Source organism: Ihubacter sp. rT4E-8 (assembly GCF_049852125.1).
Lineage (GTDB): Bacteria > Bacillota > Clostridia > Peptostreptococcales > Anaerovoracaceae > Senimuribacter.
This window is the reverse complement of record NZ_CP187532.1, coordinates 2,029,081-2,041,926: the sequence shown is the minus strand read 5'-3', so window position 1 is coordinate 2,041,926 and position 12,846 is coordinate 2,029,081. Positions and strand designations below refer to the sequence as shown.

The 12,846-nt window shown below is 44.3% G+C and carries 13 protein-coding genes; 10 read left to right on the top strand and 3 right to left on the bottom strand.

Annotated features, from left to right (window positions below; genetic code table 11):
* The first annotated feature begins 167 nt into the window (after positions 1-167).
* The 6 genes from ACPW7J_RS10225 to ACPW7J_RS10200 all read left to right on the top strand — a co-directional run bounded on the left by ACPW7J_RS10225 (position 168) and on the right by ACPW7J_RS10200 (position 7,117).
* Positions 168-1,415 carry an FAD-dependent oxidoreductase gene (locus ACPW7J_RS10225; RefSeq protein WP_425755183.1) on the top strand — a complete coding sequence of 416 codons (1,248 nt, stop codon included), beginning with the start codon at positions 168-170 and terminating at the stop codon, positions 1,413-1,415.
* Positions 1,412-2,410, top strand: coding sequence for a lipoate--protein ligase (locus ACPW7J_RS10220; protein WP_425755182.1), 999 nt, complete (start codon positions 1,412-1,414; stop codon positions 2,408-2,410). The genes ACPW7J_RS10225 and ACPW7J_RS10220 overlap by 4 nt, the downstream gene beginning before the upstream one ends.
* A gap of 4 nt (positions 2,411-2,414) precedes the next feature.
* The gene (locus tag ACPW7J_RS10215; protein ID WP_425755181.1) at positions 2,415-3,014 is read left to right on the top strand and encodes a DUF5714 domain-containing protein; all 600 of its coding nucleotides are present in this window, start codon (positions 2,415-2,417) and stop codon (positions 3,012-3,014) included.
* Positions 3,011-3,298, top strand: a complete 288-nt coding sequence (locus tag ACPW7J_RS10210; RefSeq protein WP_425755180.1) for a lipoyl domain-containing protein — start codon at positions 3,011-3,013, stop codon at positions 3,296-3,298. Before ACPW7J_RS10215 ends, ACPW7J_RS10210 begins: the two co-directional genes overlap by 4 nt.
* A 114-nt stretch (positions 3,299-3,412) precedes the next feature.
* A complete protein-coding gene (locus ACPW7J_RS10205; RefSeq protein ID WP_425755179.1) occupies positions 3,413-4,117 on the top strand; it encodes an ABC transporter ATP-binding protein in 705 nt (234 codons plus the stop codon).
* Positions 4,118-4,126: 9 nt separating this feature from the next.
* Positions 4,127-7,117: an FtsX-like permease family protein gene (locus ACPW7J_RS10200; RefSeq protein ID WP_425755178.1), complete on the top strand. Its 2,991-nt coding sequence runs from the start codon at positions 4,127-4,129 to the stop codon at positions 7,115-7,117.
* Positions 7,118-7,372: 255 nt separating this feature from the next.
* Here ACPW7J_RS10200 and ACPW7J_RS10195 read toward each other — a convergent pair whose 3' ends face one another.
* From ACPW7J_RS10195 to ACPW7J_RS10185, 3 genes are read right to left on the bottom strand one after another with little or no spacing between them, the layout of a single operon-like run.
* Complete coding sequence (locus tag ACPW7J_RS10195) at positions 7,373-8,245, bottom strand: DUF4097 family beta strand repeat-containing protein (RefSeq protein ID WP_161874857.1); 873 nt, start codon at positions 8,243-8,245, stop codon at positions 7,373-7,375.
* Positions 8,245-8,844 (bottom strand): HAAS signaling domain-containing protein, encoded by a 600-nt coding sequence (locus tag ACPW7J_RS10190; protein WP_161874858.1) that lies wholly within the window; start codon positions 8,842-8,844, stop codon positions 8,245-8,247. The genes ACPW7J_RS10195 and ACPW7J_RS10190 overlap by 1 nt, the downstream gene beginning before the upstream one ends.
* Positions 8,837-9,157 carry a PadR family transcriptional regulator gene (locus ACPW7J_RS10185; RefSeq protein ID WP_202623943.1) on the bottom strand — a complete coding sequence of 107 codons (321 nt, stop codon included), beginning with the start codon at positions 9,155-9,157 and terminating at the stop codon, positions 8,837-8,839. Before ACPW7J_RS10185 ends, ACPW7J_RS10190 begins: the two co-directional genes overlap by 8 nt.
* A 390-nt stretch (positions 9,158-9,547) precedes the next feature.
* On the opposite strand from ACPW7J_RS10185, the gene ACPW7J_RS10180 reads away from it, so the two are divergent.
* The 4 genes from ACPW7J_RS10180 to ACPW7J_RS10165 all read left to right on the top strand — a co-directional run bounded on the left by ACPW7J_RS10180 (position 9,548) and on the right by ACPW7J_RS10165 (position 12,841).
* Positions 9,548-10,252: a DNA alkylation repair protein gene (locus tag ACPW7J_RS10180; protein WP_161874859.1), complete on the top strand. Its 705-nt coding sequence runs from the start codon at positions 9,548-9,550 to the stop codon at positions 10,250-10,252.
* The gene (locus ACPW7J_RS10175; protein WP_425755177.1) at positions 10,249-11,079 is read left to right on the top strand and encodes a metallophosphoesterase; all 831 of its coding nucleotides are present in this window, start codon (positions 10,249-10,251) and stop codon (positions 11,077-11,079) included. The genes ACPW7J_RS10180 and ACPW7J_RS10175 overlap by 4 nt, the downstream gene beginning before the upstream one ends.
* 98 nt (positions 11,080-11,177) lie before the next feature.
* Positions 11,178-11,849: a response regulator transcription factor gene (locus ACPW7J_RS10170; protein ID WP_425755176.1), complete on the top strand. Its 672-nt coding sequence runs from the start codon at positions 11,178-11,180 to the stop codon at positions 11,847-11,849.
* Positions 11,846-12,841 (top strand): sensor histidine kinase, encoded by a 996-nt coding sequence (locus ACPW7J_RS10165; protein WP_425755175.1) that lies wholly within the window; start codon positions 11,846-11,848, stop codon positions 12,839-12,841. The genes ACPW7J_RS10170 and ACPW7J_RS10165 overlap by 4 nt, the downstream gene beginning before the upstream one ends.
* Positions 12,842-12,846 lie beyond the last annotated feature (5 nt).

Genomic DNA, 12,846 nt, shown 5'->3' with positions numbered 1-12,846 from the left:
ACAAAATCAGATAAAATTTCTTCTGCCACTATTGTAACATTTAAATCAAAAAAAGCAATATTTTTACCATGTTATGCAAAAATCCTTAAAGAGGTTATAGTAGAACAGGGGTAGTATAGGTAATATAATAGATGTAATCTAATATAAAGCTTGGCCCAGGAGGTGGTATGACGAAGATGAGTGAGAAACGGATTGTTGTCATTGGCGGCGGCCCTGCAGGCTATGCGGCGGCATTGGAACTGCGAAGGGCCGGGGTACATGTGACACTGATCGAGGAAAAGTATATTGGCGGCGTTTGTGTTCATCAGGGATGTATTCCGACAAGATCACACCTTTTGGCCGTCAAAACAGCAATGCAGCTGAATCCTTTTGTCCAAGGCTCTATAGCTTTAGATCGTGAAAAGATGTCGCGGCAAGCAGCAGCGAAAAGTCAGAAATTGGCGTATGGTATGGAATATATGCTGCAACGAAGCAAAGTAGAAATCCGATATGGCAGAGCAGTATCGGTTGAGGAACGGAAGGTAACTCTCGCTGACGGCAGTACAGTTTTGGGAGACGCGATACTAATCGCGACAGGTTCCAAAGAGAAAGCGCTGAATGTATCTGATGGCGTAAAGGTTTGGCGGTCTGATGAGCTTCTGAAGCTACAATCTTTGCCGAATACAATTACTGTAGTTGGAAGCGGCGTTTTGGGCGTGGAATTATCTGTAATTCTCGCGAATGTAGGCTGCAGGGTGACTTTAAGAGAAAGAGAGCGGCAGATTTTGCCTGGATGGGATCAGGATATTTCCCGTCATATGGAGGCATGGTTGCGTGCCCAAGGGATTGAGATACAGCTTGCGGCAGCAGGTAGTGGAGATGCTTCCGACGTGGTTTTCTGTATCGGAAGACAATCGCGGAAGCAAGAGGTTGTAAAAGACAATAGAAAGGATTGCTCTTGGCTTTACTGTGCAGGGGACGCAGCTGGCGGTATTATGACGGCAGATTGGGCTATGGCAGAAGGAAGAAGAACTGCCAGACGTATACTGCAGGAGTTGAATTGCGTGTCGCAGATAAAAGCAGATACCGACGGAGAAGTTACACAGGCGGCGGCCAGATGCGTCTTTACGCCGTTGGAAGCGGCAATGACTGGAGAACATTGCGATTCAGCGTTTAAGCCGGCATATTTAGAAACCGCTATGCAGCCTTCTGGCGTGCTTTTTGATATGGAATACGGCATGGTGAAGGTAGTAATGGATGAAAAGACCCATGTGCTGAAAGGTTTTCACATCGTATCATCCATGGCCTCAGAGCTTATTGGGATTTGTCAAACGGCCGTCGCGCAGGAAATGACAGCAGAGGACTTCCTACGGACAGCCTTTGTTCATCCTGGTGAGAGCGAACTGCTGCAGGAGGCGGTGAGAATGCTGATATGAGAGTTATTGTGGAAAAAAGCGCAGATCCTTACCATAATCTGGCCATGGAGGAGGTTTTACTGGATCAGGCGACAGAGGATACCGTTTATCTATGGAGAAACCGACCTTCTGTAATCGTGGGACGTCATCAAAATACTGACGCCGAGGTAAATCGCGAGTATGTAACGACGCGAAATATCTCGGTTGTACGGCGGTTGACTGGCGGCGGAGCGGTGTATCATGATTTGGGCAATATAAATCTGTCTTTTTTTGCTACCGGCGGAGACTTTGACTTCCATATATCAAAGTGTGTCAGGCTAATCACGGAATTTTTGGTCAGTCTGGGGGTTTCGGCAGTATGGACTGGACGTAACGATATTTGTGTTAAGGATAAGGAGAACAACCTATTGAAAATTGCTGGCACAGCGCAGACGCTGCGGAATGAGAGAGGGATTTTTCACAGTTGTTTACTTTTCGATACAGATCGGGAGGCTATGGCCTATGCGCTGACGCCGCCTACAGATAAATTAAAGTCTAAAGGCGTCGCCTCAGTGCGCAGCCGCACAGCTAACCTGAAAGAGATTTCTGACTGCTTTCGTAACATTTCATCGGATGTGTTTTTTTATCAGGTATGTGAACATTTCAGGCAGCTATGCGATAGAGAAGGTGCGGAGAAGGGACTGGAGGAAGCGGCTCTTGCCTTGATGGAGAGAAAATATCTTACCTGGGAATGGAATTATGGACGAAATCCGGACGGAAATATAAAGAACGCGCGGAGATTTCCTATCGGACGTGTGGAGTTGTCTATGTCGGTATGCCGTGGTCGAATAAAAGAATGCCGGTTTAACGGCGACTATTTAACGGACTTTGATCTGGAGCAGATCGCTGGTGTGCTGTGCGGACAGCCCTTTGACGCGTCCCAGATAGAAAGGATTTTAGCGGAATTTGATATAGAAAATATATTTCATGTAGAGGACAGAAGTGAGTTTCAAGACTTTCTTCTGGGAAGGAGATAGTATTATGCATAAGATTGATTTAAAGCAGGAAATTTTTGATTCTATTACGGAAGCCTGTTTGCAGATGTACAGGCAAGGAGAAATGATGACAGCGGATCAGAGTTTGATGAGACTGATGGATTTACCGGGGATACCGATGCACTATCCTTACCATCATTATATTATGCCGGCGGCTTTTTTGACCATGGCGGCTATAGAGGATGGAAGCGGCGAAGAAACACTGACCGGATGGTTATCGCAGGCTGAGCAGAGAGCTAAAACCGTACCGGGCGGCTTTTGTGGAAATTGCGGAAGCTGCGGCGCTGGAGTAGGCGCAGGTATTTTTCTCAGCGTATACACTGGAGCGGCTCCTGTTAAGAGAGAAAACTGGAATTTAGCTAACGAGATTACAGGCAGATGTCTGATTAAAATTGCCTCCTATCCTGGACCGAGATGCTGCAAAAGGACGCTTTTTCTGGCTGCACAGGAATGCTGCGCGTATATTGAGGATAAATTAGGGCTGCATATTGCAGTAAGCCCGGAGATTAAATGTCATTATTACAAAAAGAATCCGGATTGTCTTGGAGAAGAATGTCCTTTTTTTAGAAAGGAGGAAAATGCATGAGAATGGAGATCGTTGTACCGGACAGCCTGATGCCAAAACCACAGCCTTATCGGAATTGCGAATGCATGAAGCAGCCAATTGATTTAAAGACCAAAAAAGGTGTATTGACCTGGCTTTGCCAGGTGGGAGATACTGTGAAAAAGGGACAGGTTATCTGCGAGGGAGAGGCGGATAAAAAAACTGTAGAAATTACAGCGCCTGCGGACGGAGTTCTTTCTGAAAAGGTGGTAGAAGATGAACTGGTCTTTCAGGCTGGAGACATATTAGGCTATATTGAAGGATAGAAAGGCAGCGTTTGGAAATTTTCCAGACGCTGCTTTTTCGAAAATCTATCTTGTGATAAGTCAGACTTCTGTGATAGAATAAAGTATCACTCTATTTTACAGGAGGCGGACGCAATGGGCGCATATGTACAGTTTAAACAGGTAAAAAAAGTCTATCACATGGGAGAGGTTTCTATCGAGGCTTTGCGAGACGCGACTTTCGAAATAGAAAAGGGCGAAATATGCGTTATCGTAGGTGCGTCCGGCGCAGGAAAAACAACACTGCTTAATATTTTAGGAGGCATGGATACTTTAACAGAGGGTTCCGTGTTATTGGATGGTAAAGAAATTTCAAGATATGACAAAAAAAAGCTTACAGAGTACCGGCGGTATGATATCGGTTTTGTGTTTCAGTTTTATAATTTGGTACAGAATTTGACTGCATTGGAGAATGTGTCTCTGGCAACACAGATCTGTAAAGAACCGTTAGATCCGTCCGCGGTTCTTGACGAAGTGGGCTTGTCTCATCGAAAAAGCAATTTTCCGGCGCAGCTGTCCGGCGGAGAACAGCAGCGAGTGGCTATAGCGAGAGCTTTGGCGAAGAATCCTAAGCTGCTTCTCTGTGACGAGCCGACTGGCGCGCTGGATTATAATACTGGGAAGGCAATTTTGAAATTGCTACAGGATACCAGTAGAAAGAGCGGTATGACAGTAGTGATTATTACACATAATCAGGCTCTGACGTCTATGGCGGACAGAGTGATTCATATAAAAAACGGAGCGGTCAGTTCGGTAGAAATCAATGAAGCTCCTGTTCCGGTTGAGAATATCGAATGGTAAGAGGTCAATATGCTGAAGAAAACCACATTTAGAGAAATTCGATCCAGTTTGGGTCGGTATATTGCTATTATGGCTATCGTGGCTCTTGGCGTTGGCTTTTTTTCCGGCCTGAAGGTGACGAGAGAGGCGATGGTTTCTACTGCCAGCGATTATTTGTCTGACAGCCGTTTTTTTGATTACCAGATTATGAGTACGTTGGGATTTACAGAGGAAGATGTGAAAGCGTTGTCTGATCAGGCTTCTGTAGCTGCGGCGGCAGGTTCGGTTAGTGTAGACGCGCTTTACCGCGCAGAGGGAGGAACCATAGATCAGATCGTTAAGCTTCACTCTGTTACAGAGGGCGTGAATACTCTGGAAGTGAAAAGCGGAAGATTGCCGCAGGCAGAGAACGAATGTGCGGTAGATTATCGTTTATTTGCGGAGGATCCTATAGGAAAGAAGCTTATCATAGCAGATAACAATGATAAGGATACCCTCGATATGCTGAAATCCAGGGAATACATCATCACCGGCACAGTGGTGTCTCCCATTTATTTGAATTTCGAACGGGGTTCTACCTCTTTAGGCGATGGGAAGGTAGACGGATTTGCGTATTTGGATAGAAGTGGGTTTGATACAGACTATTTTACAGAGATCTATCTGCGTCTCAATCAGAATTACCAGATCTATAGCCAATCCTATGACGACATTATAGAAGCCACGAAGGATGATGTGAAAGCAGCCGCGGAGCTTTGCGCGGATAAACGCTATAAGAAGTTAATTCGTGAGGCAAAGGATGAGCTGGAGGACGGACAGAGAGAATATGATGAGAATTACGCCGCCTATCAGTCAGAAAAGGCTGATGCGGAGGCAAAATTAGCTGACAGCTGGCAGCAAATTCAGAATGGAAAAGTGGAGATAGAAAAAAACAAAAAGGAACTGAATGATAATGAAAAGAAACTGAAGGACGCATTGAAGCAAGTGGAGGCAGGAATACTTCAAACCGCGCAGAAAAGACAGGAGTTCGAAGCGGGAAAGCCTTACATGAGTGAAACGGAAATTGCGCAGACGGAAGCCGCTTTGTCTAAGGCGGAAAAACAACTGGCGGCCAATAAAAAACAAATTCAAGGCGGATTGTCACAAGTAGAGGCAGGCCGTAAGGAAATGGAAAGGGCTGAGCGAGACCTTCCGGGCAATATAGAAAAATATGAAAAGGCCAGAGCAGACGCGGAAGCTGAGTTCGCTAAGGCAGAGAAGGAATTTAAAAAGGCTCGCCGGGAACTCAGAGAAGCTCGTGAGGAGATCCGTGATATTAAAGCGCCTGATACATTTGTATTGGATCGTTATTCTAACGTTGGTTACGCCTGCTTTGAAAGCGATTCTACCATAGTGGACAGCATTGCGAAAGTGTTTCCAATCTTCTTCTTTCTGATTGCGGCGCTGGTTTGTATGACTACGATGACTAGAATGGTAGATGAACAGAGGACGCAGATCGGTGTTATGAAAGCCCTGGGATATAGTAATGGAGCCATTGCGGGGAAGTATTTGTTTTATTCCGGAAGCGCGGCATTTATCGGCTGCGTGATTGGATTCTTTTCCTGCTGTTATGTGTTTCCTGAGGTTATCTGGGTAGCTTATGGTATGATGTATGATTTCAGCGCTGATTTATATTATATCGTAAATGTACCCCTTGGGATTATCTCGTTGGCGGTTTCTCTGCTTTGCTCTATGGGAGCTACTATGGTTTCCTGCTGGAGTGAGTTTAGAGAAGTGCCAGCGCAACTGATCAGACCTAAAGCGCCGAAGGACGGCAAAAGAATTTTGCTGGAGCGGATTCCACTGCTTTGGAACAGACTGAGTTTTTTATATAAAGTATCTTTCCGTAATATTTTCCGATATAAAAAACGGTTCTTTATGATGGTTGTAGGAATCAGCGGGTGTACGGCGCTGCTGCTTACGGGTCTGGGACTGCGTGATTCCGTGAAAAACGTGGTTGATTATCAGTTTGATGAGATTCAGGTTTATGATTACAGCATCACCTTTGACAAGGATATGACAGCGAAGCGGCAGGAGGCCTTTTTGGAGAAAGCTTCGGACTGCACCGAGGATATACTGTTTGTGCATCAGAGTTCTGTAGATCTTATCGTAGGAAAGAATACGAAGTCTGTTACCATGATCGCGTCAGGCGGAGAGCGCTTTGATCAGTTTGTAAACCTGAAGGATGCCAAAGATCGGCAGATGCCGTACCCGGCGAAGAATGAGGCTGTGCTTTGCAGTAAATTGGCTGATGACTACGGGTTGTCTATGGGAGATATGCTGACCTTACGCAATGAAGACGGGAAAGAGATGTCGCTTTCTATTGTCGGAATTTGTGAGAACTACGTGTATAATTATGTCTATATATCTCAGGACTCATATGTTGAACAGCTTGGCGAGAGTCCAGAGATTAAATGCGCTTTGGTGCATGCCGCGCCAAAGCCGGATGCAGATGGAACACAGAGCGATGAAAGAGTGCAAGCGGTCTATGCGTCTTCTGCGAAGGTGTTGGATATGGATCATGTAGCGGCGGTTTCTGTCAATCAGGATATGAGAAATAGAGTTGGCAATATGATGAAAAGCTTGGATTATGTCATTGCACTGGTGATTCTTTCTGCGGGAGCATTAGCCTTTATCGTATTATATAATCTGACAAATATCAATATTACAGAGAGAATACGAGAGATTGCAACAATTAAGGTACTAGGATTTTACCCTGGTGAGACCTCATCTTATGTCTTCCGCGAGAATATCTTCCTCACGGCTATCAGCGCATTGGTCGGCCTGGGATTGGGAAAATGGCTTCATGCCTTTGTCATGTATAACGTAAGAGTGGATTTGCTCTGCTTTGATGTTCGGATTAGCTGGCTCAGCTACGTGTTGGCAGTGGCGCTGACTTTTGTATTTGCATTTGTGGTGAATTTGGCGATGTATTATAAGCTGGACAGAATCAGCATGACGGAATCGTTGAAGTCCATAGAGTGATTTTTAAGGTTTTATGAAATAAAAGGCGAAAACCTTAAAAAAGTCATTGACCGTTTTAGGGTTTTCGGGAAAACAGATCAAAACCCTTAAAAAGGTGTTGGTCGTTTTAAGGGTTTCTGGGAGAAAATCTAAAATCCTTAAAAAGGATGACGATCTTTTTAAGGGTTTGTGCAGAAATATCTAATTTCCCTAAAAAGGTATTGTAAAATTTAAGGGAATTGGATTAATAGTCCGAATTCCCTTAAACTACAGTTATTATTTCTCTTTTTTTATGATGGTGAAGTCTCCGCTGATCGTGTCGGCTGTGAAATCACTGAAAGGTTTTTTACCAACTAGATATTCACAGTAATTGTCATCTTCATCCTGAGATATTGTGTCAAATCCCTCCACCTTACTTCTGCCGGATATGCTGTCAAATTCAAACTGGAAGCTGCTGTGGTGAGGCAAATGAAGTGTGACATCTCCGCTGGTGGTATCTGATTCAAATGATTTCGGACAATTTAGAAGGAATAGCTCGCTGTTGCCGCTGACTGCATTAATTTCGATTTCGTTGATTTTAGATTGACGCACAGTGGTATTCCCGGAGACTGTATCTATGGAAAACCCTTTGATCGTTAATCCGGAAACTGTCAGCTCTGAGGAAACTGCATCTATTTCCAAATCCTTTATATCATTGGCTAATTCTTTTGGGATTTTTATGACCAGATCTTTATTCGCCTTACTCTCATCTAAGCCGTTGAATAGATTTGTGTACTTTTCGTGCCAGCAGGAAATATAGAGTTCGCCGTCTTTGACTCTATAGACAAGGCTACTTTTTTCAGTAATTTTATCATTAGATGATTCCTTGACAAGGATGTCTTTTCCGCCGTATTCTATGATCTTGATATCGCCGGAAATCCAGTCAATGGAGAGATCGCGGATTCCGTCCGGATCGATATGATATGTATTATCATCGCGATGAGAGCTGTCATAATGGATGCCTTCTTTGTGAATTACCCAATTCCACAGATTTCCATCGGTGATTCGTTGAAATGATGCGCCAGTGAGCAAGCCGATGATCATCAAAACAGCGCCGATGCAAATTAAGGATAATGCAATGATCAAAATGGATTTTGTACTTTTTTTCATTATATTTCCTCCTTTCTGTGAAACAGATTTTTGGATTTATTAAAGAGCTGGCTGCACAGTTGAACCAGCCAAGGAACTGCTGCTTTTGCGCCGAGAAAAGCCAGAAGACAGCAGCCTGTCAGCAATAATCCTGAGCCAATGGTCAGCATAGCGTAGCATACGCCTTCCGTGATTAACAGACTAAAAGCACGAATTACTAGTAGTACGCCGACGATCCCCAGGGAAAATACTACGGCAAGAATGCAGATGATCAGCGCGAATACAACGATGATCATGGAAAGCGCCACGATTCCAAAAGCCAGAAGCAGAGGTAGCCATAGGGGCGATCCGATTACTGCCAGTATGATAGCTGTAACGGTCCATCCACTTTTTTTGTTGCTTTTTTCTGTTTTTAGATTAAACGATGAAGTCTGGTATAGGATACTTTGCGCGATCTGGTCTACAGAACCAAAGCTGGCTATGGCTTCGGCTTCACTGATACCGTCTTCCAGCATATCGTCAATCAGTTCGCTGTAATAGTCCAATCTTTTTTTGATTTCTGATTCCGGCAGCGGCGTGAGACGGATGCGCAGCTGATGGAGAAAAGTTTCTTTAGTCATTCTCATATCCCTCCTTAATATATCGGTAAATTGCTTCAATCTCCCTCCAGTCATCGAGAAAGGCGGAGATCTGGTTATGTCCACTATCTGTAATGCGATACATTTTTCGCAGGCGTCCATTATGCTCCAAAGAGTAGACTGTTAGCGCGCCGGACGCTTCCAAGCGTCGCAGCACCGGATAAAGTGTGGATTCACTGAGCTTGATATAAGGATCAAGGTCTTTGATAATCTTATATCCGTAAGAATCTTCTCGCAACAGGACAGAGAGGACACAGGTATCTAAAAGTCCCTTCTTCATCTGTGGGTTGATCATATTCATACCCCCTTTCGCATAACACTATACAATGCGTAGTATGATTTGTCAAGTCATTCATAAAATCTTAAGAATTTCAGGAAATCGTAAGATTTTGAAACCACCAGACATCTTGTAGCAGTTTTCCTTTGATGGTATAATGAACGCGAACGATTGAAACGGCGTTGCCGCAAGGAAGCGTTCATTGAATCATGACTTGCGATTCTATGTTCAGAGGAATCGTCATGGTATAATGTCTACACACGGTGATTGGCAAGCTGAAAGCGCAGGCAGAGCCGATGTGCAACAGATGCCCAGAGCACTTAGCGACTGGCAAGCTAAAAGCGCAGACAGAGCTTAGTGCTTATGGTATAATGTCTACACGCAATATTTACATGGGAGGAGATCAGTTTGGACAGGATAATAGATAGATTATTTGCCCTACAGGATATTTCTTATGGGGATTTTCATAGTAAACTAATGCCAGGCTACGATAGAAAGCGGATTATTGGCGTGCGCACGCCACTGCTTCGCAAATTGGCCAAAGAGCTTGCGAGAGAAGAAAAACGGGGAGAGTCTGAAGCTGTAACTGAATTTCTGCGGAGCTTGCCGCATACGTATTACGAGGAAGACAATCTGCATGCATATCTGATTGGTGAGATGGCGAAGGATTTTGATGAAGCGTTGGTTATGACAGAGGCTTTTTTGCCTTATATCGACAATTGGGCCTCCTGCGATACCTTTGCGCCGAAGATATTCAAAAAAGACTTGAACCGGCTGTATGAGAAAAGCCTATTATGGTTGGAAAGCCCTCATACGTATACTGTGCGGTACGCAATTGTAACACAGCTGACGTATTTTCTGGAAGACAGCGCTTTCAGACCTGAAGTATTAGAAAAGCTCGCACGACTGAATCGAGAGGAATACTACATCAATATGGCCATCGCCTGGTATTACAGCTATGCTTTGATCAAACAGTATGAGACGACGATACCTTTGTTTGAGGCAAAGATTCTGGATAAATGGCTGCATAACAAATCTATTCAGAAGGCGTTAGAAAGTTATAGAATTGAAAAAGAGAGGAAGGACTACCTGCGTAGTCTTAAGCTAAAATGAGTAAGAGGAGAGAAAGAAAACGACATGGATGCAGGAATTTTCTGTTTTTCTGCCTTTTATGTGCAGGCGTGTGGTTTTATGGCACATTTACTTTGACGACGACAGATGTGACTGTTAGAAGCGACCAGATTTCATCTCCTGTCACGATCGTTCAGTTATCTGACCTGCATGGCTATTCCTTTGGAGAAGATAACAAATATTTGATTGAGAGGATCAAAGAGGCAAATCCGGATTTTATTGTAGCTACGGGAGACATGTTTACGGCAGGAGACGCTGATGGTCAGGATGTTGCAGTGGAGCTGCTCGGCAGGCTGGCGAAGATGTATCCGGTGTATTCTGTTAACGGGGAGCACGACAATGACGATCGTTATGAGAAACGTTTGACGGAGGCTGGCGTAGACGTATTGGAATATGAATGGCGTAATATTACAGTAGGCTCTACAGTGCTTCGGCTTTATGGCATTACAAATGTATATTATAGCCCTACATTTGATTTGACCAATGAGTTTGATTTAGACCGAGGGTATTTTAATATTTTGGCAGCGCATATCGCGAATTTTCAACCTTTTGCAGAGTTTGGAATGGATTTGTCCCTATGTGGCGATACTCATGGCGGACAAGTGCGGCTTCCTGTGGCGGGCTGTGTGTATAATGGATCGGAATGGTTTCCGGAGATTCAGGGAGAAGGCGACGTAATTTATCAAAAGGGACTATATGAGAAGAATGGAGCAAAGCTGTTTGTGTCCAGCGGATTGGGGTCTTATCCGATACCGTTACGCTTTTGGAACAGACCGGAAGTTGCCGTGATTCATCTGGAGGCAGAATAGGCTGCGAACGACAGCCCTGAAGAATTTTTGCTTGCCATCAGGCGCTGAATCCTTTATCATAATAACCAATAGAAAGAGAGATAAACGGGAGAAAAACAGTGCACAAGATTTTTGTTATAGAGGATGATATGGTCATTGCCGCGGCTATTGAGAAGCATATAGCGACTTGGGGATGTGAAGTGAGATGCGCAGTGAATTTTGAGAATATCATGGCGGAGTTTGAGGAATTTATGCCTGATTTGGTATTGCTGGACATTGGGCTTCCATTTTTCAATGGATATCATTGGTGCACGCAGATCAGAGCTGTGTCTAAAGTGCCGATCATTTTTATTTCCTCGGCCTCAGATAATATGAATATTGTTATGGCTATGAATATGGGCGGAGACGATTTTATCGCCAAGCCGTTTGATCTCAGTGTGTTGACTGCCAAGGTGCAGGCATTATTGCGCAGGACCTACGATTTTGGCATGGCTTCCGGCGATCTGCAGCATAGAGGCGCGGTTCTCAATACAGGAGACGCCAGTCTGACATACGCGGGGGAAAAGATTGATCTGACGAAAAATGAATTTCGAATTTTGCAGACTTTGCTGGAGAACAAAGGGCGAGTAGTCAGCCGTGACGATTTGATGATGCGTCTTTGGGAGACAGACAGCTTTGTAGACGAAAATACTCTGACTGTTAATGTCGCGCGACTGCGAAAGAAGTTGGACAGCAGTGGTCTGGAGGACTTTATTCGGACCAAAAAGGGAATGGGGTATTTAGTCGAATGATTGTAAAATATATTCAGAGCAAGTTTAAATCTGTCCTGTTATTTCTACTGTTTCTGGGTATTTTCTGCTTCATCGCTTATCTATATCACATGCCGGCAGACGCTTTGATTTATGCCTGTCTACTGTGCATATTTTTCGCGGTGGTGTTTATGGTGTACAGTTATTGTCGATATTGCCAGAGGGTAGCTGTGCTACGCGATGTCAGGGCCAGAATTGAGTATGGTCCTGAGGAATTGCCGGCTTCAGCAAGTCATATTGAAGGTGAATATCAGCAGATGATTGAGAAGCTTTTTCAGAGGACTTCTGCCGCGATTTCTGCCAGAGACAGGCAGTACAGTGAGATGATGGACTATTATACACTGTGGGCGCACCAGATTAAAACACCGATTGCAGTAATGCGGCTTCTGCTGCAAAGTGAGAGACAATTGCCGTCTGCTGACGCGCTGCAGATGGAATTGTTCAAGATAGAGCAGTATGTGGAAATGGTGCTCCAATATTTGTGGCTTGGAGAAGGCAGCAGTGATTTTCTGTTGGGAGAAGTACCGGTAGACAGGGTAATCAAAGAATCTGTAAAAAAATATTCTACTATGTTTATAAAAAAGCATGTTTCCCTGGACTTTCGGGAGACGGGCATGATTGCCATCTCTGATGAAAAGTGGCTAGCCTTCGTTATTGAGCAGCTTATCTCTAATAGTTTGAAATACACGCTGCCGGAAGGGAAAATATCTATCTATGCGGATACTGCTTTGGAAAATACGTTGGTGATAGAGGATACCGGCATAGGAATTCAGGCAGAGGACCTGCCGCGAGTTTTTGACAAAGGATATACAGGCTATAACGGACGGAATGACAAGAAGTCTACAGGTATTGGCCTTTATCTGTGCCGGTTGATCGTGGGCAAGCTGGGTCATGAGCTGACCATTTCTTCAGAGGTAGGCAAAGGTACGAAGGTAAAGCTGTCTATGGCTTACAAAACTGTAAGATATGAATAAAAGAT